The sequence below is a fragment of the Hyphomicrobium sp. genome (genome assembly GCF_035548195.1).
Taxonomy (GTDB): domain Bacteria; phylum Pseudomonadota; class Alphaproteobacteria; order Rhizobiales; family Hyphomicrobiaceae; genus Hyphomicrobium_B.
Window position 1 is genome coordinate 59557 of the sequence record NZ_DASZTY010000007.1, and the last position, 18825, is coordinate 78381.

At 59.2% G+C, this 18825-nt stretch carries 13 protein-coding genes; 9 read left to right on the forward strand and 4 right to left on the reverse strand.

Annotated elements, in window-relative coordinates:
* The first annotated feature begins 13 nt into the window (after nt 1–13).
* From VHB22_RS01485 to hemH, 4 genes are all read left to right on the forward strand, one after another.
* Nucleotides 14–793 carry a thiazole synthase gene (locus tag VHB22_RS01485; RefSeq protein ID WP_325455176.1) on the forward strand — a complete coding sequence of 260 codons (780 nt, stop codon included), beginning with the start codon at nt 14–16 and terminating at the stop codon, nt 791–793.
* A 23-nt stretch (nt 794–816) separates the two neighbouring features.
* A complete protein-coding gene (locus tag VHB22_RS01490) occupies nt 817–1419 on the forward strand; it encodes a thiamine phosphate synthase (protein WP_325455177.1) in 603 nt (200 codons plus the stop codon).
* 102 nt (nt 1420–1521) lie between these two features.
* A complete protein-coding gene (locus tag VHB22_RS01495; protein ID WP_325455178.1) occupies nt 1522–2568 on the forward strand; it encodes a CHAD domain-containing protein in 1047 nt (348 codons plus the stop codon).
* Between the two features lie 42 nt (nt 2569–2610).
* The gene (hemH, locus tag VHB22_RS01500) at nt 2611–3672 is read left to right on the forward strand and encodes a ferrochelatase (RefSeq protein WP_325455179.1); all 1062 of its coding nucleotides are present in this window, start codon (nt 2611–2613) and stop codon (nt 3670–3672) included.
* 20 nt (nt 3673–3692) lie between these two features.
* Here the strand turns inward: hemH and VHB22_RS01505 are convergent, their stop codons facing one another.
* Nucleotides 3693–4721 carry a KpsF/GutQ family sugar-phosphate isomerase gene (locus VHB22_RS01505; RefSeq protein WP_325455180.1) on the reverse strand — a complete coding sequence of 343 codons (1029 nt, stop codon included), beginning with the start codon at nt 4719–4721 and terminating at the stop codon, nt 3693–3695.
* Between the two features lie 200 nt (nt 4722–4921).
* On the opposite strand from VHB22_RS01505, the gene VHB22_RS01510 reads away from it, so the two are divergent.
* Entirely contained in the window at nt 4922–6586 is a 1665-nt protein-coding gene (locus VHB22_RS01510; protein WP_325455181.1) for an outer membrane beta-barrel protein, read from the forward strand.
* Here VHB22_RS01510 and VHB22_RS01515 read toward each other — a convergent pair.
* Entirely contained in the window at nt 6576–7466 is an 891-nt protein-coding gene (locus VHB22_RS01515) for a UTP--glucose-1-phosphate uridylyltransferase (protein WP_325455182.1), read from the reverse strand. The two genes, VHB22_RS01510 and VHB22_RS01515, sit on opposite strands and share 11 nt — an antisense overlap.
* 191 nt (nt 7467–7657) lie before the next feature.
* Here VHB22_RS01515 and galE point away from each other — a divergent pair, with 191 nt between their 5' ends.
* From galE to VHB22_RS01535, 4 genes are all read left to right on the forward strand, one after another.
* A complete protein-coding gene (galE, locus tag VHB22_RS01520; RefSeq protein ID WP_325455183.1) occupies nt 7658–8659 on the forward strand; it encodes a UDP-glucose 4-epimerase GalE in 1002 nt (333 codons plus the stop codon).
* Between the two features lie 75 nt (nt 8660–8734).
* Entirely contained in the window at nt 8735–10003 is a 1269-nt protein-coding gene (locus tag VHB22_RS01525; RefSeq protein ID WP_325455184.1) for a lytic murein transglycosylase, read from the forward strand.
* A 100-nt stretch (nt 10004–10103) separates the two neighbouring features.
* Nucleotides 10104–11435, forward strand: a complete 1332-nt coding sequence (locus VHB22_RS01530; protein WP_325455185.1) for a DUF459 domain-containing protein — start codon at nt 10104–10106, stop codon at nt 11433–11435.
* 83 nt (nt 11436–11518) lie between these two features.
* Entirely contained in the window at nt 11519–12352 is an 834-nt protein-coding gene (locus tag VHB22_RS01535; RefSeq protein ID WP_325455186.1) for a DMT family transporter, read from the forward strand.
* A gap of 15 nt (nt 12353–12367) precedes the next feature.
* On the opposite strand, the gene VHB22_RS01540 is transcribed toward VHB22_RS01535, so the two are convergent.
* A complete protein-coding gene (locus tag VHB22_RS01540; protein WP_325455187.1) occupies nt 12368–13807 on the reverse strand; it encodes a glutamate synthase subunit beta in 1440 nt (479 codons plus the stop codon).
* Nucleotides 13808–13851: 44 nt separating this feature from the next.
* Nucleotides 13852–18582 (reverse strand): glutamate synthase large subunit, encoded by a 4731-nt coding sequence (gene gltB, locus VHB22_RS01545; protein WP_325455188.1) that lies wholly within the window; start codon nt 18580–18582, stop codon nt 13852–13854.
* Between the last annotated feature and the right edge of the window lie 243 nt (nt 18583–18825).

Below are 18825 nucleotides of genomic sequence, written 5' to 3' on the forward strand. Positions count from 1 at the left end.
GCATACGGATCGAATGTTGTCGTTGTACGGCGAGACCGTGTCGTCAAGGCTCCTGCTGGGAACGGCAGGGTACCCGTCTCCGGCGATCCTGACCGGTGCCGTCAAAGCATCCGGCACTTCGATCGTGACCGTCTCGCTGCGCCGGGAAGCGGCGGGCGGCAAGGTCGGCGAGCGCTTTCTCGACATCATCAAAAACCTTAGCGTGCGCGTGCTGCCCAACACCGCCGGTTGTCGCACGGCACGAGAAGCAATAGCGACGGCTCAGATGGCGCGCGAGCTGTTCGGCACCAACTGGATCAAGCTCGAAGTCATCGCCAACGATGATACGTTGCAACCTGATGTGTTCGGATTGGTTGAAGCAGCCGAAGCGCTTGCGTCCGATGGTTTCAAAGTCTTTCCCTATACGACTGAAGACCTGTCCGTTGCGGAGCGTCTGCAGCGCGTCGGTTGCGATGTCATCATGCCTTGGGCGGCACCGATCGGCACCGGGCGCGGCTTGGCAAACGTCGCTGCATTGACCAGCCTTCGCGCATATTTTCCCGATGTGAAGCTCATCATCGATGCAGGCATCGGGGCGCCGTCGCACGCCGCATTCGCAATGGAACTCGGCTATGACGCCGTGCTCCTCAATACGGCCGTTGCCAAAGCTGCCGATCCGGTTCGAATGGCCGAAGCGTTCGCTGCTGCGATCAAGGCGGGCCGTCTCGGCTTTGAGGCAGGCCTCATGCCTTCCCGAGACATGGCTGTCCCCTCGACGCCCGTCGCAGGCACGCCGTTCTTCGATCTCGAATGAGCCGGAACTTGGATCGCAGATCAGTGAAGCTTGCACGCTTTTATCCCATCGTTCCGGATATCGGCTGGCTCGAACGCATCGTGCCGCTTGGCGTGAAGTTCGTACAATTGCGGATCAAGGATGCGGCGCGGGCCGATATCGCCGAGCAGACGCGCCGTGCGCTAGCGGTCACCAAGGCGCACGGTTCTCAATTGATCCTGAACGATTATTGGGACGTAGCGCTCGAAACGGGAGCTGATTTCGTTCACCTTGGGCAGGACGATCTGCGCGCCGCCGACCTTTCCGCGCTCAGAAATTCGGGCATTCGCTTCGGCATTTCAACACACGACGAAGCCGAACTCGCAACCGCGCTCGCCGCAAAACCCGACTACGTGGCGCTCGGTCCGATTTACGAAACCAAGTTGAAAGTGATGCCCTGGGCCCCCCAAGGGCTTGATAGGCTTCGAAAATGGCGCAAAGCGATCGGCGCCCTCCCCCTTGTCGCTATCGGCGGTTTAACCCCTGAACGCGCGCCCGCCGTCGCCGCGGCCGGAGCCGATAGTCTCGCCGTCATAACGGACTTTGTGACAGCCGAAGACCCCGAAGCGCGCATACGCACATGGCTCCGAAAAGTTGAAACGAAATGAATACGAATTGGCGGCCATCATGGGGTTCGTATTTGACAGGAACGGGTGTTCCAGCCGATTAATTTCCGCCCTAATGTCCTTGAACAAAGGCGCTTTGAGCGTATGCCGTACAGGTTCAAGACCGACGAGCCGATTGAACGCGGCTTTCGCCGCATCGCGCGCGAGCAACTTGACGCCGCACTTGAAGAGCTCGCGGCACCAGAGGTTCAGCCAAAAGGAGTTCATGAATGCCGCAAAGCTCTCAAGCGCCTGCGCGCTCTTGTGCGGTTGGTGGCGCCCGCTTTCGGCAAAGATAAAGCTCGTCGGCGAATAAAAGCACTTGGCGAAATCGCGCGCTTGCTCTCGGGTCGCCGCGACCAGAGCGTCATGATGGAAACGGCGGCGAAACTCGCATCTGAAGCAGCTCCGGATGGAGCCTTGACCTTGGAGCCATTGAAAGTTCATTTCGCGAAAGTCCTCGGCAACTCCCCACCTGTATTAGACCCCGAATGTGCTTCGCAGGTACGCTTGCTCCTTCTGCGCGAAGTCGAGAAATTTTCTCGGGCTAGTATCAAGAAACGCGGGTTTTCGGCTTTGGTAGACGGGCTCGAGAAAAGCTATCGCCATGCGCGCAAGGCGTTGAAGATCGCCTATGGCGAACCATCGGACGAAACGTTTCATACGCTACGCAAATCGGTACAGTGGCATTGGCGCCAGATGAGTCTGCTCGGGCGCGCCTGGCCCGACGAGTTTGCCGTTCGGGTCGCGGCGGCGCGCGAGCTGTCGCAGATTCTCGGCGACGACCACGATCTCGCAATGCTAATCAAGGCAGCCGCAGAAGCCGACGACATTTCCTACGAGGATAAAGAGGCCATCATCAGTATCTGTCTTCGCAAGCAGCAGACGTTGCGCGCGGCCGCCGAGCATCGCGCCGCGCGGCTATTCGCGGAAACTCCGAAAGCATTTACGAACCGCCTGGCGGTATACTGGAAATTCAGCCGCATCATCCCGATGTCCGAAGTTGCGCAACTTTCTCCGCAAGGCGAGATAAAGGGAGCTGCATCGGCGGGTGGCGATGGCGCCCATATACGGGAAGCCCAATCTCCGTCGATAAAGCCGAGACTCGCGGCGAAGACCGCGACCGCAACGCCGTCGCAACAGCGCGCCTAATCAACTACACTGCCCGATGCCCGTTTCAGAACCGGATAAGTAATGAACGAAGTGCCGAAATCGACGGAATTTTCCAATAAGGACCTCTCCCTGCCGAAGGATCATCAGCCGGTCGCGGTCGGCCGCATCGGGGTGCTCTTGCTCAACCTTGGCACGCCGGATGGCACGGGCTATTGGCCGATGCGGCGCTATCTCAAGGAATTTCTTTCCGACGAGCGGGTCATCGAGGAACCACGCTGGAAGTGGTGGCCGATTTTGAATCTGATCATCCTGACCGTGCGGCCGGGACGCAAGGGCAAGGATTACGAAACAATCTGGAACAAGGAAAAGAACGAAAGCCCGATCAAGACGATTACACGCAGCCAAGCTGAGCAATTGGCGGAACGGCTGAAGGATCACAAGAACATCGTTGTCGATTGGGCGATGCGCTATGCCAATCCGACGACCGAGAGCCGAATCCTCGCGCTGAAAGAACAGGGCTGCGACCGGATCTTGCTTCTCCCGCTCTATCCTCAATACGCGGCGGCAACGACCGCAACGGCCTGCGATCATGCATTCCGAGCGCTCATGAAAATGCGCTGGCAGCCGGCCGTCCGCACGGCGCCGTCATACCACGACGATCCCGCTTATATCGACGCGCTCGCGCGTTCGATCCAGAAAAGCCTCGCAAAACTCGATTTCGAACCCGAGAAAATTATCGCGACATTCCACGGCATGCCGCAGAAATATCTCGCCAAGGGCGATCCCTATCACTGCCAGTGTCAGAAAACCTCGCGGCTCTTGCGCGAGAAGCTCGCGGTCGCGCCTGAGCGCTGGTTGACCACATTCCAATCGCGTTTCGGCAACGATCCCTGGCTGCAGCCCTATACGGACAAGACGGTCGAAAGCTTGGCCAAATCCGGAACAAAAAGCATCGCGCTCGTCGCACCCGGATTTTCCGCCGATTGCCTTGAGACGCTGGAAGAATTGGACCGAGAAAATCGGCACATCTTCGAATCGAACGGCGGAGAGAAATTCGCTTATCTATCGGCGCTCAACGACAGCCCCGAGGGCATCGACGTCATCGAGGCAATTGCCCGGCGCGAGTTGATGGGCTGGATTTAGCCGGCTTCCTTGGCGCGCCGTTAAGCGACGCCAAGGCGCAACAGATCATGCACGTGAATCAGTCCGACCGGCTTTTGCTTCTCGACGACGAACAACGCCGTAATCGAGGACGCGTTGATCAATTCCAACGCGGCGGATGTCAGCATCGACGGTGAGATTGTCTTCGGCTTCGCCGTCATGATCTCGTCGACCCTGGCTTCGAGTAGGTTTGCGCCCATGTGCCGGCGCAAGTCGCCGTCCGTGATGACTCCGATCAAACGGCCACGACCGTCCGTGACGCCGACGCAGCCGAAGCTCTTTTCCGTCATTGTAACGAGCGCATGCGCCATGCTCTCGCCGCTCTTGATCAGCGGCAGCCGCTCGCCGCGATGCATGATGTCGGAAACGTATTTGAGATTGGCCCCGAGCGAGCCGCCAGGATGAAAGATCTTGAAATCGTGCGCCGTGAAGCCACGCGCTTCGAGCAAAGCAATCGCAAGACTGTCGCCCATCGCAAGCTGCATCGTTGTCGATGTTGTCGGCGCAAGGCCGTGCGGACAGGCTTCCTTTGCGCGCGGTAGCAGCAACACGACGTCCGCTTGCTCGCCGAGAGCGGACTGCGCCTGCGACGTAATCGCGATCAGGGGCACGGCAAAGCGGCGCGAATAGGTGATGATCGGCTTTAGTTCGACCGTCTCGCCCGACCAGGACAACGCCAGAATGACGTCTGCGCGGGTCACCATTCCGAGATCGCCATGCGAGGCTTCGCTGGGATGGACGAAGAAAGCCGGCGTGCCCGTTGAGGCGAAAGTAGCCGCAATCTTTTGGCCGACGTGACCGCTTTTGCCGATACCAGTCACGATGACACGACCTTTGACGGCGACAAGGCGCCGTATCGCTTCAGCGAAGGGCTCGGCCAACGAGCCATCGAGTTCTTGAGCAAGTTGCGCCAAGCCTTCGGATTCCAGACTGAGTGTCCGTACGGCTGACGAGACATAAGCCTCGATATCCGATTTGACGCCTGCATCCGATGATTTTTGCGGCTGTTGGAATGGAACGACCTTAGGCATCGATGAAAATTGCCTCCCCCGAGGTCAGGCCTGGCCGGTAAGCGGCAGCAGGATCGTGCATTTTATTAGCAATTCTTTGGTCTGGCCGCCATCTCTCAGGCAGTAATCCTCTTTAAAGGCACATTAACCAGGCCTTTCTAAGGTGAGGACCTCAAGTCGTATGCGTTCACGTGAACAGTCTTTCATGAGGACGCTCGCAAATGAGCGACCGGCGTCATGCCTGGTTTATTCGTAGCTTGGTCGCATTTGTGGTTGTGGGCCTCCCCGCACGCGTCCCTTATGCGCATGCGCAAAGCGCCAATGCCCAACAGATCACCAGCATAGACGAAACCTTCCCATCTGGCGCCCCTCAGCCGGGCTATGCAGCCGCAAATCCCCAGGATATTGAGGACTATAACGCCGCTCCTGGCGTTGTCTCGCCGAACGACGGCCCGATAGCGGAGCCCGAGGCGCAGGACCCCTCGGCTGCACCGGCACGCCCGAGGCAACGAGATAGCATCGACGATGGCGATTCGGACGATCCGCGGGAGTCTTCCGATACTGACCGCAATTTTGAGTCCGCCGAGCCGTTGTCTCCGGAGGACGTTGGGGATGCGCCACGGATAGATACGCCCCGCGCCGCCAACGTGGCTCTCTTCGCAAATCCGCCCGCACCTCCGGATCCGTTGCTCTACCAGATCGAGGACCTCGATCCGATCACCGATAACCGGAAAACCGCACGCCTTTTTCGGCAGGAGCCGTACGATCCGGTCGGTATCAAGATCGGCAGCTTCGTTCTTTTCCCCGAGGTCGATTTCGGCACGTCCTACTACTCGAACGTTTTCCATGCGCCGTCGGCAAAGTCCGACGTTGCGCTCGATGTTGCCCCGTCGGCCCGCCTTGTCTCGAACTGGTCGCGTCATGCGCTGGAATTCAATGTGACGGGTGTCTGGAGTTTCTACAATCAGTATCAGACGGAAGACGATCGCGATTATCAGGTTGAAGCCCGCGGTCGGCTCGACATCACCAGCCGAGCGAATATCCAGGCGCTGATCTCGCGTCAGCAGTCGTTCGAAGATCGCTCGGCGCTCGATGCCAGCTCCGTCGGCACTCGCGCCAAGATCGTCGAGGATCAGGCGGAGGCTGCCTACAATCAGCGGTTCAATCGGCTGTCGCTGCAATTTCGCGGCAGTATAAATGACTACACATATGGCTCGACCGAAGATAACGGCATCGTATCGAGCAACCGCGATCGCGACTATACGCAGTACGAAGAAGCGTCCCGCGTCATGTGGGAACTGAAGCCGTCGCTGTCGCCATTCGTGGAGGTCGCATTCAATCATCGCGACTATTCCGAAGCGGCTCAGTCCGATGGAATCAACCGGACGTCAAACGGCCAGCGCTATCGGGTCGGCGTCTCTTTCGGAAACGACGGCGAAATCCTGCGCGGCGAAGTCAGCCTCGGCTACGGCATCCAAACACCGGAAGATTCGCGCCTCCATCCCGTCGATGGACTTCTCCTCGATGCCAACGCGACGTGGCGCATTACGCCGATCACGTCGATTTTGTTCACCGCCGCCACAGATGTCTCCGAAACGACCACGGCCGACGTCGGCGGCGCATTCTATCACTACGCGGGCGTCGAGGTTCGCCACGAGTTACGAAGCTATCTCGTTGCCTCCGCAGGCTTGATTTATTCGAGCCAGAACTCACAAGACGGCGTTATAAACGACAACGAGTTTCGCGAGACGCTCGGGCTTGAATATTACGCCGATCGCAATACGGTCCTTTTCGGCCGTTATGCGCACGTGAACTTCGACGGCGTTGGCGTTCCCAACGATTACGTCGGCGACGAAGTCCGCGTCGGTGTGAAGTTCAGACGTTGAGCAATCGCTGAACTTCGCGCTTGAACTCGGCGGCTAGATCTTCCCGTTCCAGCGCAAGCGCCACGTTCGCCGTCAGAAAGCCGAGCTTCGACCCGCAATCGTAGATCGTGCCGTCGAATCGCACGGCGTGGAATGGCTGACGTGCATCGCCCATTAGGCGGATCATGGAATCCGTAAGCTGGATTTCCCCACCCGCGCCGCGCTCTTGCTTTTCGAGAAGTGCAAATATCTCCGGCTGCAAGATATAGCGCCCCGTGATGTGGAGATTGGAGGGAGCCGTTCCGGGCTTCGGCTTTTCGACCATGCCTGTAATAGGTGCAACCTTGGCCTTCGCGTCTTTTACGCCGACGATGCCGTATTGATGCGTCTGGTCGTCAGGCACAGGCGCCACCGCGATGAGATTGCCGCCGCTGGTGTTATAAGCCGTGATCATATCGGCAAGACATGGCGATCGGCCGTGATGCAGCATATCGGGAAGCAGCAAAGCGAACGGCTCATTGCCGACGATCTCACGCGCGCACCACACGGCGTGTCCGAGACCGAGCGGAGCCTGCTGCCGCGTAAAGCTCGTCTGCCCGGCAGCGGGAAGATCGCGGAGGAGCGCCTCCAGCTCTTTTTTCTTCCCGCGCGCCTCCAGCGTCGCTTCAAGCTCGAACTGGTTATCGAAGTGATCCTCGATGACGCCCTTGTTGCGGCCCGTAACGAAGATAAAATGCTCGATGCCCGCCGCCCGGGCCTCATCGACGACGTGCTGCAGGACCGGGCGGTCGACGATCGTCAACATCTCCTTCGGCACGGCCTTGGTCGCTGGCAGGAACCGTGTCCCAAGACCGGCAACTGGAAACACAGCTTTTCGAATGGGCCTGATCGGCGTGTGCATTGCATGCTCCGAAGGAAAATAAATCTGCTGGCAAGACCCGTTTGCTAAGTATCGGGCCGCGCACCCGCGTTAACGCGCAGCATTGCGGAAAACGGGGCAGCCGCGACTGTTAGCGCTGATTTGTCGCCGCGGGTAGACGGCAAGACTATTCACTTCGAATATGTCTATAAAACTTGAGGGTGAGTTTACCTATGACTGTCTTGGTTACTGGCGGTGCCGGCTATATCGGCAGCCATATGGTGTTAGAGCTTCTGGACGCCGGGGAGAAGGTTGTCGTCATCGACAACCTTTCGACGGGGTATCGCTGGGCAGTTGCCCCTGGTGCAACCTTGGTTGTTGCCGATATCGCCGACACCGATCTTGTCAAAGAAACGATCCGCGCACATGACGTGACTGCGATCATTCATTTCGCAGGTTCAATCGTCGTTCCCGAATCGGTTGCCGACCCCCTTGGCTATTATCTGAACAACACCGTGAAATCCCGCGGCCTCATCGCCGCCGCCGTCGAAACGGGCGTCAAGAATTTCATCTTTTCTTCGACTGCCGCCGTCTACGGAAATCCAAAGGAAAACCCGGTTACCGAGACGGCGCAGCTGACGCCGATGTCACCCTACGGCTCGTCCAAGCTGATGACCGAGATCATGCTGGCCGATACGTCGCGCGCGCATGATTTCCGCTATGTCGCCCTGCGTTATTTCAACGTCGCCGGCGCAGATCCAAAGGGTCGCTCCGGCCAATCGACCCCGAAAGCAACGCACTTGATCAAGGTCGCATGCGAGACGGCCGTCGGCAAACGCACGCAGATGGAAGTTTTCGGCACCGACTATCCGACCCCCGACGGTACTTGCATCCGCGATTACATCCAGGTGAGCGATCTCGCAGCCGCCCATCTGGCCGCGCTCAAATATTTGCAAAACGGCGGGGCATCCGACGTGTTTAATTGCGGCTATTCGAAGGGCTATTCAGTCCATGAAGTCATCGCAGCCGTGAAGCGTGCCTCGGGCAATGACTTCAAGGTCGTGCTGTCACCGCGTCGTCCCGGAGATCCCGCAGCCATCGTCGCGGCGTCGGCCAAGATACGTAAAACACTGGGCTGGCAGCCGAAACATGACGACCTCGACCAGATCGTGGCCCAGGCGCGCGACTGGGAACAGCGCGTCGACCAATTGAAAGCGAAGGCGGCGGCTGGGTGAGGCCGCAAAATCGCCCCGAAATCCGAGCATCGGGGACAGCATCCGCGTGCCATAGCCAACAAGGACAAGGGCGAGATGCTTTTGACGAGAATGATCGACGGCCTCGCAAACGCTGTTTGTCTTGCTTTTGCGGTCATCGCTGCAACCGCGATGATCGAGAGCAAGCCTGCGAACGCTCGCCCATCTCCCGATTTTCATAGATTCGTCGAAAGCCTCTGGCCCGACGCCAAGGCAGCTGGTGTCAGCCGCAACACGTTTGACGCAGCCTTTGCCGGATTGACGCCCGATCTGTCGATCCCCGATCTCGACCTTCCTGGCCGTCCAAAGGTGGATAACGCCGGTCAGGCGGAATTCACGAAAACCGCAGCCGACTATCTGTCGAAGCCTTATCTGGAAAAACTCGGCGTCCAAGGGCGCCGGTTCATGAAGGAACACGAAGCGGCCTTAAAACGGATCGAAAAACTGACCGGCGTCGATCGCTATATATTGGTGGCCATCTGGGGCCGAGAAACGGCGTATGGCTCTTACCACCCGCCGAAGGACGCGATCCGCATGCTGGCAACGCTCGCATATACCGGCAAGCGCAAGGAGAGGTTTCGTGTCGAGCTGATTGCGGCGTTGAAGATGCTCCAAATGGGTATCCCGCGTTCGGATATGAAGTCGTCATGGGCAGGCGCCATGGGCCTCACGCAAGCGATGCCGACAGAATATCTCAAATACGCAACCGACGGCGACGGTGACGGCAAGATCGACATCTGGCGCTCGGTCGCAGACGCGTTGGCCTTCACCGCGCGCCAGCTGCAAGGCAAGGGTTGGGCACGCGGCGAACGCTGGGGCTTCGAGGTTATCGTGCCGCCGCCATCGGATTGCTCGCTCGAAGGACCGCCCGATGCACGCCCGATCGCCGATTGGGTGCGCATGGGGTTTAGGCGTGCGAACGGCAAGCCATTTACCCGGAACGAGCTGAAGCAGAGCGCTTATCTGATGATGCCGGGCGGTGCTTACGGACCCGCATTCCTGGCGGCGCAAAATTTCCAGGTGATCCGCCTCTACAACACATCTGATCTCTATGCGTTGTTTATCGGTAATCTATCTGACCGCATCCGCGGAGGCGGGGATTTCGTAACGCCCTGGAAATCGTTTGCGCAGCCGCGAACCGTCACCGTCCATAATTTACAGGCGCGGCTGAAGGAACTCGGCTATCCGATGGACAAGATCGACGGCAAAATCGGCTCGAATACCCGTAAGCAAATCGGCCTTTATGAAAGGGCCAGCGGCCTCACGGTGGATTGCTGGCCGTCGGAAGTCGTATTGCGCCACGCCCAGTCGCAGGCCACGCGTTGAGAGGGTGGGGTTTGAGCCATTGGTGCCGGATGCCGGGCGCTGTATGGTGCTGCCGTGAATCACCGTCGCCGACGACATCGGGCTGCGCGAAGGAAGCGTGATGAATTTCTTGCTCCAGGGAATGCGGCTTTGCGTAATCGCTTTGGCGCTTCTTTCTTCTGGAAGGCTGACATCCACTGCGCGTGCCGTTGATCTCGAACAGGGCGCGACGTTTCTGACCCCTTTTCCCGATAACGATGTCTATCAGGTGACGGTCTTCGGCGACGGTTTCGCGGATGGGCTTCTCGGTGGCCTGCTGCGCGCGTTCGGGTCAGACGTCCGCTTGGATATCCAGAAGCAGATAACGCCCATCGCGAACATCGCGGCACCCGACTTCGAAGGCAAAACCGTCGCTCTCGAACAAAAAATAGCAGCCCAACCGATCAACATCGCCATCGTCATGATCGGCGAGGAGGACAGGTATCCGTTCCGGAACGCGGACGGCAAGCGCATCGCAGTCGGCACCGATCCGTGGATCGCCGAATATACGCGCCGGATCGACAGGCTGATGCGCGCCTTCAAGCGAAAGAACGCGAGCGTTTATTGGGTCGGCTTGCCAAACTTCGCGCGCAACGACGCAAACGAGCTGGCGCAGCGTATGAATGACGTGATCCGCGAACGCGCATATCTCAATGGCTATAAGTACATCGACTCATATCAGGGATTTACCAATGAGAACGGGGGGTATTCCGCCTACGGCCCCGACCTCGAAGGCGCGATCCGCCTCCTCCGCTTGCGGAATGGTATCAGTTTCACTGAAGCAGGTAATCGCAAGCTCGCGCACTTCGTCGAGAAGGAATTGCGGGCGGACCTCAATCAGGCAAAAGCCAATCGCAACATCCCTTTGCTTGGTGCCGAGGCCGAGCAAGAAAAGATCAACCCCGGAAATACGGTCAAGACGCCGGCACCATCTTCCCCGGCGGCAGCGAGCGGCCGTAACGATTCCGACACTCCCATAGTTCGAGCGACCGGCTTTACCGGTACCCCCTCTCGAAATAACAGTTCATCTGGCGATCAAAAGGCCGATAACGGCAAGGTCACGCTGAAGCTGATCGATCGCAGCGACCGAGAAGAATCGCAGACAATAGAAATTTTGCGCCCCGCGATCCCGGCATCCGTGGTGGCCCTGATGGCCCGGCGCGAAGGCTCCGGGCCGCGCGGGGATCTCATCGTCGACCAGATCGGGGGAGGTGTGACGTTAATGAGCTCGATTACGCCTCCAGGAAACCGCGATCGAGGTCGACTCTCGCCGACGCAAGCACCGTACTTCCGCCTGTTGGTGAAGGGCGAGCGCTTACAGCCGAAGCCCGGCCGTGCCGACGATTTCTCCTGGCCGCCAAAGTCGGAGTCGACCAGTCAGACAACTCCCGTCGAGCCGCAGCCTCGCGGCTAGATTGCAGCCTATTGAGATTGCGTCTGATGACATGCGCGGCTTCGCGCATGTGCGTCCTGACGCACCCTCGCTAGACTGACCTCATGAAATTCGCCGTCTTCGCAGCCGTGCTTCTTGCCGCTTTGCTTCATGCATCCTGGAATGCATTGGTCAAGCGCTCTCAGGATAAGCTGCTGACGACAATTCTGGTCGCGGGATCGGCCGCCCTCGTCGCCGTCTGCGCGCTGCCGTTCTTGCCTCAGCCAGATCCAGAAAGCTGGCCATATATTGCGACATCTGCATTGATCCACGTCGGCTATTTCGTGCTGGTCGCGCTCGCGTATCGTCTCGGCGACATGGGCCAAACCTATCCGCTGATGCGAGGAACGGCGCCGTTCCTCGTTGCACTTGTCGGCGGCTTCCTCTTGCACGAACCGTTATCGTCCGTTTCGTGGATTGGCATCAGCCTGATCTCGTTCGGCGTCCTGAGCATGGTCACAGTCAAGCAGGAAGGCGACGGCAAAGGGATAGCGCTTGCGCTCTTCAATGCCGTTGTCATCGCGAGCTATACGCTGATCGATGGATTCGGAGTAAGGCTTTCCGATGCACCGGTGGCCTATACCTTCTGGATGCTCCTTTTCACGGGTATACCGCTCGTTTGCTGGGCCTGTGTCGCGCGCCGCGATGCCATCTTGGCTTATGCGCAATCGCATTGGCGGATCGGATTGCTCGGCGGATCCGGAACCCTCGTCGCCTACACCATCGTGCTCTGGGCGATGACGATGGCGCCGGTCGCCGTCGTCGCAGCCTTACGCGAAACATCGATCCTATTTGGTACAGCGATTTCGGCAATCGTTCTCAAGGAACGAGTCGGCGTCAGCCGTTTGTTGGCAGCATGCATTATCGCGCTCGGCGCAATCGTGCTTCGACTAACGTAACCTTCCGGAGGCGCTTCAGCGTGGCAGCACCGTAGAGCCCATCAGGAATTTGTCGATGGCATGTGCAGCCTGGCGGCCCTCGCGGATCGCCCAGACGACGAGCGACTGACCACGGCGGATGTCGCCCGCACAGAACAGCTTCGGCGACGACGCAAGCTTGTAATCTTTGTCGGTCGCATCAAGCCCTTTGAAGCGGCCCCGCGGAACAACAGGAAGCTGTAGCTCTTTAATGATGTCAGTCTCGACCGGCCCCGAAAAGCCCATCGCGAACAGCACGAGATCGGCGTCAAGCGTACCTTCCGTGCCTTTGATTGGCTGGAGATTGCTGTTCACACGTGTGTAATGCAGCTTCCTGACCTTGCCGTTCTCGCCGCTAAATCCCGTTGTCGAGATCGAATACTCGGTTTTTGCACCCTCGGCCTGGGATGAAGAGATGCGCAGCTTCAGCGGCCAATGCGGCCACGATAGCGCTTTGTTTTCTTTCTGCGGCGGCATCGACATGATTTCGAGCTGAGTAACGCTCTTGGCCCCTTGCCGGAACGATGTGCCGATGCAGTCGGAGCCCGTGTCACCGCCACCGATCACGATGACATGCTTATCCTTAGCGGTGATTTCCTTTGTCTTCGGCTTCTGCAGCTCCCCGGCGTTGCGGCGGTTCTGCTGCGGCAGGAAATCCATAGCATAGTGGATGCCGTCAAGCTCGCGGCCGGGCGACTTAGCGAAGAAATCGAACGGCTGCTCCGATCCGATCGCAATCAGAACAGCATCGTGTTTGCTCTCAAGATATTTTGCGGACAGGTCCTGCCCGACTTGAATACCGCAATGGAATGTCACGCCTTCGGCTTCCATCTGCTTCACGCGGCGCGCAATGATCGCCTTCTCCATCTTGAAGTCGGGAATGCCGTAGACGAGCAGACCACCCGGACGCGCGTTCTTCTCGTAAACGTGAACGTCGTGTCCGGCGCGCGCCAATTGTTGTGCCGCGGCAAGGCCTGCGGGACCTGAACCTACGATCGCGACCTTCTTGCCGGTTTTCGTTTCGGGCGGCAGCGGCTGGATCCAACCTTCTTCGAATCCCCGATCGGCAATCGCGCACTCGATCGTCTTGATTGTCACCGGCTTGTCGTCGATGTTGAGCGTGCACGCGGCCTCGCACGGCGCCGGACAGATGCGGCCCGTGACTTCGGGGAAATTATTCGTCGAATGCAGGTTGAGCGCGGCGTCCTTCCAGTCGCCGCGATACACCAGATCATTCCAATCCGGGATCTGATTATTGACCGGGCAGCCATTGTGGCAATACGGGATGCCACAGTCCATGCACCGCGCAGCCTGTTTCTTCACCGCGGGTTCAGTCAGCGGCTCGACGAACTCTTTCCAGTGCTTCAAACGCTCTTCGACCGGCCGGTACCTGCGGTCGGCGCGTTCGATCTCAAGAAACCCCGTCGGCTTACCCATTCTCTTTCGTCTTTCTTTTCGTCTTATTCGCCGTCCGCAATCGTTTATTGCTTCGCAGCAGCTTCAGCGTCCGCCTCACGGTTTGTCTCGCGAGCTTTTGCGAGTTCGGTAAGCGCGCGGCGATATTCGATCGGCATGACTTTCTTGAACTTCGGCAGGTACGTTGCGAAGTCTTTCAGAATGCTCTGCGCCCGCCGCGAGTTCGTATAGTGCGCGTGACGTGAGATTAGCGCATGAAGCCGTTCGGCATCCTGCTCGCGCATATCCGTCATCACGCTGCGCACGGCGATTGCAACATCGCCGCCCTGCTGCACGAGCTTCTGCAGTGAACCGGGATCTGCGGTCAGCGCTTCGAGCTGCACCATGTCCTTGTTGAGATGGTTTTCGAAATCGCCCTTCTCGTCGAGCACGTAGGCGATGCCGCCCGACATGCCCGCCGCGAAGTTACGGCCCGTCGGCCCCAGCACGACAACCACGCCGCCGGTCATGTATTCGCAGCCGTGATCTCCCGTGCCTTCGACAACAGCATAGGCGCCGGAGTTTCTGACGGCGAAGCGTTCGCCCGCAATGCCGCGGAAGTAACACTCCCCGGTAATTGCGCCGTAAAGCACGGTATTACCGACGATGATGGATTCTTCCGGCGTGATGCCTGACGCGGGGGCCGGTCGCACGATCAGTTTGCCGCCCGAAAGACCCTTGCCGACGTAGTCGTTGCCTTCGCCGATGAGGTCGAGCGTGACGCCATGTGCCGTCCACGCACCGAATGCCTGTCCGGCCGTGCCTTTGAACGACAGCCAGATCGTGTCTTCCGGCAAACCGGCGTGTCCGAAGCGCTTGGCGACCTCTCCCGACAGCATCGCGCCCGCTGAGCGGTTAACGTTGCAAATCGGAAACTCGGCTTTCACGGCCTTACGTTGTTCCAGTGCCGGTTTAGCGGCTTCTATCAGTTTCACGTCGAGCACTTTCTCAAGACCGTGGTCCTGTCGCTCGCTGTGATAGATCGCGACACCCTTCGGCGCGATCGGCTTATGAAACAGCTTTGTGAAGTCGAGCCCGCGCGCCTTCCAGTGTTCGATTGCGCGATCCTTATCGAGCTGATCGCTCTGGCCGATCATCTCGTTGAAAGTTCGGAACCCAAGCTGCGCCATGATCTCGCGAACTTCCTCGGCGACGAAGAAGAAGTAATTGATGACGTGCTCGGGCTTACCCGTAAATTTCGCGCGCAAAATCGGATCCTGCGTCGCGACTCCGACAGGGCAGGTGTTGAGATGGCACTTGCGCATCATGATGCAGCCCGCCGCGATGAGAGGTGCCGTCGCAAAACCAAACTCGTCTGCGCCGAGTAGCGCCCCTATGACGACGTCGCGGCCCGTCCGCACGCCGCCATCGACCTGAACCGCGATGCGGCCACGGAGGAGGTTCGCAACCAGCGTCTGATGCGTCTCGGCCAGGCCGATCTCCCAGGGGCTGCCTGCATGCTTGATCGACGTCAGTGGCGACGCGCCGGTGCCGCCTTCGAAGCCCGAAATCGTTACGTGATCTGCGCGCGCCTTCGCGACGCCGGCAGCCACCGTTCCGACGCCGACTTCCGAGACGAGCTTCACTGAAACATCGGACTTCGGATTGACGTTCTTCAGGTCGTAGATGAGCTGCGCCAAATCTTCGATTGAATAGATGTCGTGGTGCGGCGGCGGCGAGATCAGTGCCACGCCCGGCGTCGAATGGCGAACCTTGGCGATGACCGCATCGACCTTGTGCCCCGGCAACTGGCCGCCCTCGCCCGGCTTCGCGCCTTGCGCCATCTTGATCTGGATCATGTCGGCGTTGACGAGATACTCCGTCGTGACGCCAAAACGGCCCGATGCGACCTGCTTGATCGCCGAGCGCATCGAGTCGCCGTTCTCCATTGGCTTGAAGCGATCGGCTTCCTCGCCGCCTTCGCCGGTGTTGGAACGGCCGCCGATGCGGTTCATCGCGATTGCGAGCGTCGTGTGCGCTTCGCGGCTGATCGAGCCGAAGCTCATCGCCCCGGTCGAGAAACGCTTGACGATGTTGGCAGCTGGTTCGACCTCTTCAAGCGGCACGGGCTTGCGGCCCATACTCTCTGCCGAGCGAATGCGGAACATGCCGCGCAGCGTCATCAGCTGCTCGGACTGATCGTTGATCGATTTCGAGAAATCGCGGAATTTCTGCGGTACACGACCGTTCATCGCGTCCGCGTTGTCGGTGGCGCGGACAGCGTGCTGAAGGTCCGCGACCGTTCCCGGACGCCACATATGCGCTTCGCCCCGGACGCGATAGGCGTATTCGCCGCCGACATCGAGCGCATTAGCAAGCACCGGGACGTCGCCGAAGGCCGCCTTGTGGCGCTCCACAGTTTCACGCGCAATCTCGCGCAAGCCGACGCCCTCGATTTGGGTGTGCGTGCCGGTGAAATACCGATCGACGAAGGTCGAACGCAGCCCAACCGCGTCAAAGATCTGCGCCCCGCAATAGGACTGATAGGTCGAGATGCCCATCTTCGCCATGACCTTCAGCATGGCCTTGCCGATCGCCTTGATGAAGCGCTTCTTGACGAGATCCGGTGTCGTGCCTTCCGGCAGATCCGGGATCATTGCATAAAGCGTTTCGAATGCGAGATAGGGATTGATTGCCTCGGCACCGTAGCCCGCAAGCGTGCAGAACTGATGAATCTCGTGCGCTTCGCCTGTCTCGATCACGAGACCGACCGACGTGCGGAGCCCCTGCTTGATCAGATGATGATGAACGGCCGAGGTGGCGAGCAGCGCCGGAATAGCGATGCGGTCCGGGCCGGCGCGGCGGTCGGACAGAATGATGATATTGAATTCTTTCGCGCGGACATATTCCTCCGCCTCGGCGCAAACGCCGTCGAGCGCCGGACCCATGCCCGCTTCGCCCTTCTCGGCGGGGTAAGTGATGTCTATCGTGATCGACGAGAAGTCATTGTCTTTGACGGCGCCGATACCGCGAATGCGTTCGAGATCCTCGTTCGTCAGGATCGGCTGATCGACTTCGAGACGCTTCTGCTTCGAGGTGCCCTCGAGTTCGAGGATGTTCGGGCGCGGCCCAATGAACGAGACGAGACTCATCACCAGTTCTTCGCGGATCGAGTCGATCGGCGGGTTGGTCACCTGCGCGAAGTTCTGTTTGAAATAGGTGTGCAGCAGCTTCGACTTCGACGACAGCGCCGAAATCGGCGTATCGGTCCCCATCGAGCCGATGGCTTCCTCGCCCTTCTCCGCCATCGGGGCCATCAGGAACTTGAGACTTTCCTGCGTATAGCCGAACGCCTGCTGCAGATCCAAAAGCGCGACATTAGACTTCGCCGCCGTCGCGGTTTTCGAGGGCAGCGGCAGATCCGAAACTTTGATCTGCGTCCGCTTTAGCCACGTTTCATACGGATGGCTTCCTGCGATCTCGGCCTTCAGTTCTTCATCGGATATGATGCAGCCCTTTTCGAGGTCGATCAGCAACATCTTGCCCGGCTGTAGACGCCACTTTTTGACGATGTTCGATTCCTCGACCGGGAGCACGCCGGATTCCGACGACATAATGACCGTATCGTCCTTCGTGACGAGGTAGCGCGCCGGACGCAAACCATTGCGGTCGAGCGTGGCGCCGATCTGGCGGCCGTCGGTAAAGGCCATCGCGGCGGGGCCGTCCCACGGCTCCATTAGGCAAGCGTGATATTCGTAGAATGCGCGGCGCTTCGTATCCATCGTCGGATTGCGCGCCCACGCCTCCGGTATGAGCATCATCGCGGCGTGTGCGAGGCTGTACCCGCCCATCGTCAGAAATTCGAGCGCATTATCGAAGCACGCGGTGTCGGATTGGCCTTCGTAAGAAATCGGCCAGAGCTTCGAGATGTCGGCCCCGAACAACGGCGACGAGACGGACGCTTGTCGCGCTGCCATCCAGTTGACGTTGCCGCGCAGCGTGTTGATCTCGCCATTATGCGCGACCATCCGGTACGGGTGCGCCAGCTTCCATGAAGGAAACGTGTTTGTCGAAAAGCGCTGATGCACGAGCGCGAGCGCGGACATGAGGCGCGGATCGGAAAGATCCTTGTAGTAGGCTTTCACCTGATACGAGAGGAACATACCCTTGTAGACGAGCGTCCGTGTCGAGAGCGACACGGTGTAGGTGCCGATATCGCGTCCCTTGTAGGCGTCATGGATGGCGTTCGAGACGACCTTGCGCACGATATAAAGATGACGCTCGAATTCGTCTTGGCTGGAGATGGACGCCGGACGTCCGATGAATACCTGCCGGTGAACGGGCTCGCTCTCGCGCACCATGTCGGAAAGGCAGTTATTATCGACCGGCACCGAACGCCAGCCCAGCAGCACCAAGCCTTCGTCCTTGACGCATCGTGCCCAGACGCGCTCGCAATGCGCGCGAAGCCGTTCGTCTTGCGGCATGAAGACATGACCGACCGCATAGTGCCCGGGCTCCGGCAGCTCAAATCCAAGCGCCTTTGTTTCAGCCGCGAGAAAGTCGTGCGGAATTTGGATCATGATGCCGGCGCCGTCGCCGGAAAGCGGGTCCGCGCCCACAGCGCCGCGATGTTCGAGGTTCTCAAGAATTTTGAGCGCCCCTTCGACAATGCCGTGGGATTTTTTGCCTTTGAGATTCGCAATGAAACCGACGCCGCACGCGTCGCGCTCGAGCGCCGGATCGAAAAGGCCCTGCGCTGCGGGACGGCTCGCGGTGCCGACTTCATCTTCCAGCGGGGGTAGGTAGCCTTCGCTCATCTCTTGCCTCGTGCGGCCGATCTCAGCCTAATCTTACAGAACGTTCGGATTTTCAGTTGCGCCGTAACGGCCTTGCGGGGTTTCGTTTGCGCTGCTCTCGTCTTACGAGATTAAGCGTTTTCCCGGCGTAAAGAGCGTGTGGGCATTTCGCGCCACCGCTCCGTCTTTGCGGGCGGCCTTGCGTTTCGGGAGCGTCCCAAGCCGCGCGTATGCCACCTGTTTAACCGTCACGTTATTCTCTCC

What these genes read in the sequence shown, in the direction of transcription:
- gltB (WP_325455188.1), bottom strand. Translation starts at nt 18,582, where the DNA reads ATGAGCGAAGGCTACCTACCCCCGCTGGAAGATGAAGTCGGCACCGCG.
- VHB22_RS01515 (WP_325455182.1), bottom strand. Translation starts at nt 7,466, where the DNA reads ATGCACACGCCGATCAGGCCCATTCGAAAAGCTGTGTTTCCAGTTGCC.
- hemH (WP_325455179.1), top strand. Translation starts at nt 2,611, where the DNA reads ATGAACGAAGTGCCGAAATCGACGGAATTTTCCAATAAGGACCTCTCC.
- galE (WP_325455183.1), top strand. Translation starts at nt 7,658, where the DNA reads ATGACTGTCTTGGTTACTGGCGGTGCCGGCTATATCGGCAGCCATATG.
- VHB22_RS01530 (WP_325455185.1), top strand. Translation starts at nt 10,104, where the DNA reads ATGAATTTCTTGCTCCAGGGAATGCGGCTTTGCGTAATCGCTTTGGCG.
- VHB22_RS01495 (WP_325455178.1), top strand. Translation starts at nt 1,522, where the DNA reads ATGCCGTACAGGTTCAAGACCGACGAGCCGATTGAACGCGGCTTTCGC.
- VHB22_RS01505 (WP_325455180.1), bottom strand. Translation starts at nt 4,721, where the DNA reads ATGCCTAAGGTCGTTCCATTCCAACAGCCGCAAAAATCATCGGATGCA.
- VHB22_RS01525 (WP_325455184.1), top strand. Translation starts at nt 8,735, where the DNA reads ATGCTTTTGACGAGAATGATCGACGGCCTCGCAAACGCTGTTTGTCTT.
- VHB22_RS01535 (WP_325455186.1), top strand. Translation starts at nt 11,519, where the DNA reads ATGAAATTCGCCGTCTTCGCAGCCGTGCTTCTTGCCGCTTTGCTTCAT.
- VHB22_RS01510 (WP_325455181.1), top strand. Translation starts at nt 4,922, where the DNA reads ATGAGCGACCGGCGTCATGCCTGGTTTATTCGTAGCTTGGTCGCATTT.
- VHB22_RS01540 (WP_325455187.1), bottom strand. Translation starts at nt 13,807, where the DNA reads ATGGGTAAGCCGACGGGGTTTCTTGAGATCGAACGCGCCGACCGCAGG.
- VHB22_RS01485 (WP_325455176.1), top strand. Translation starts at nt 14, where the DNA reads ATGTTGTCGTTGTACGGCGAGACCGTGTCGTCAAGGCTCCTGCTGGGA.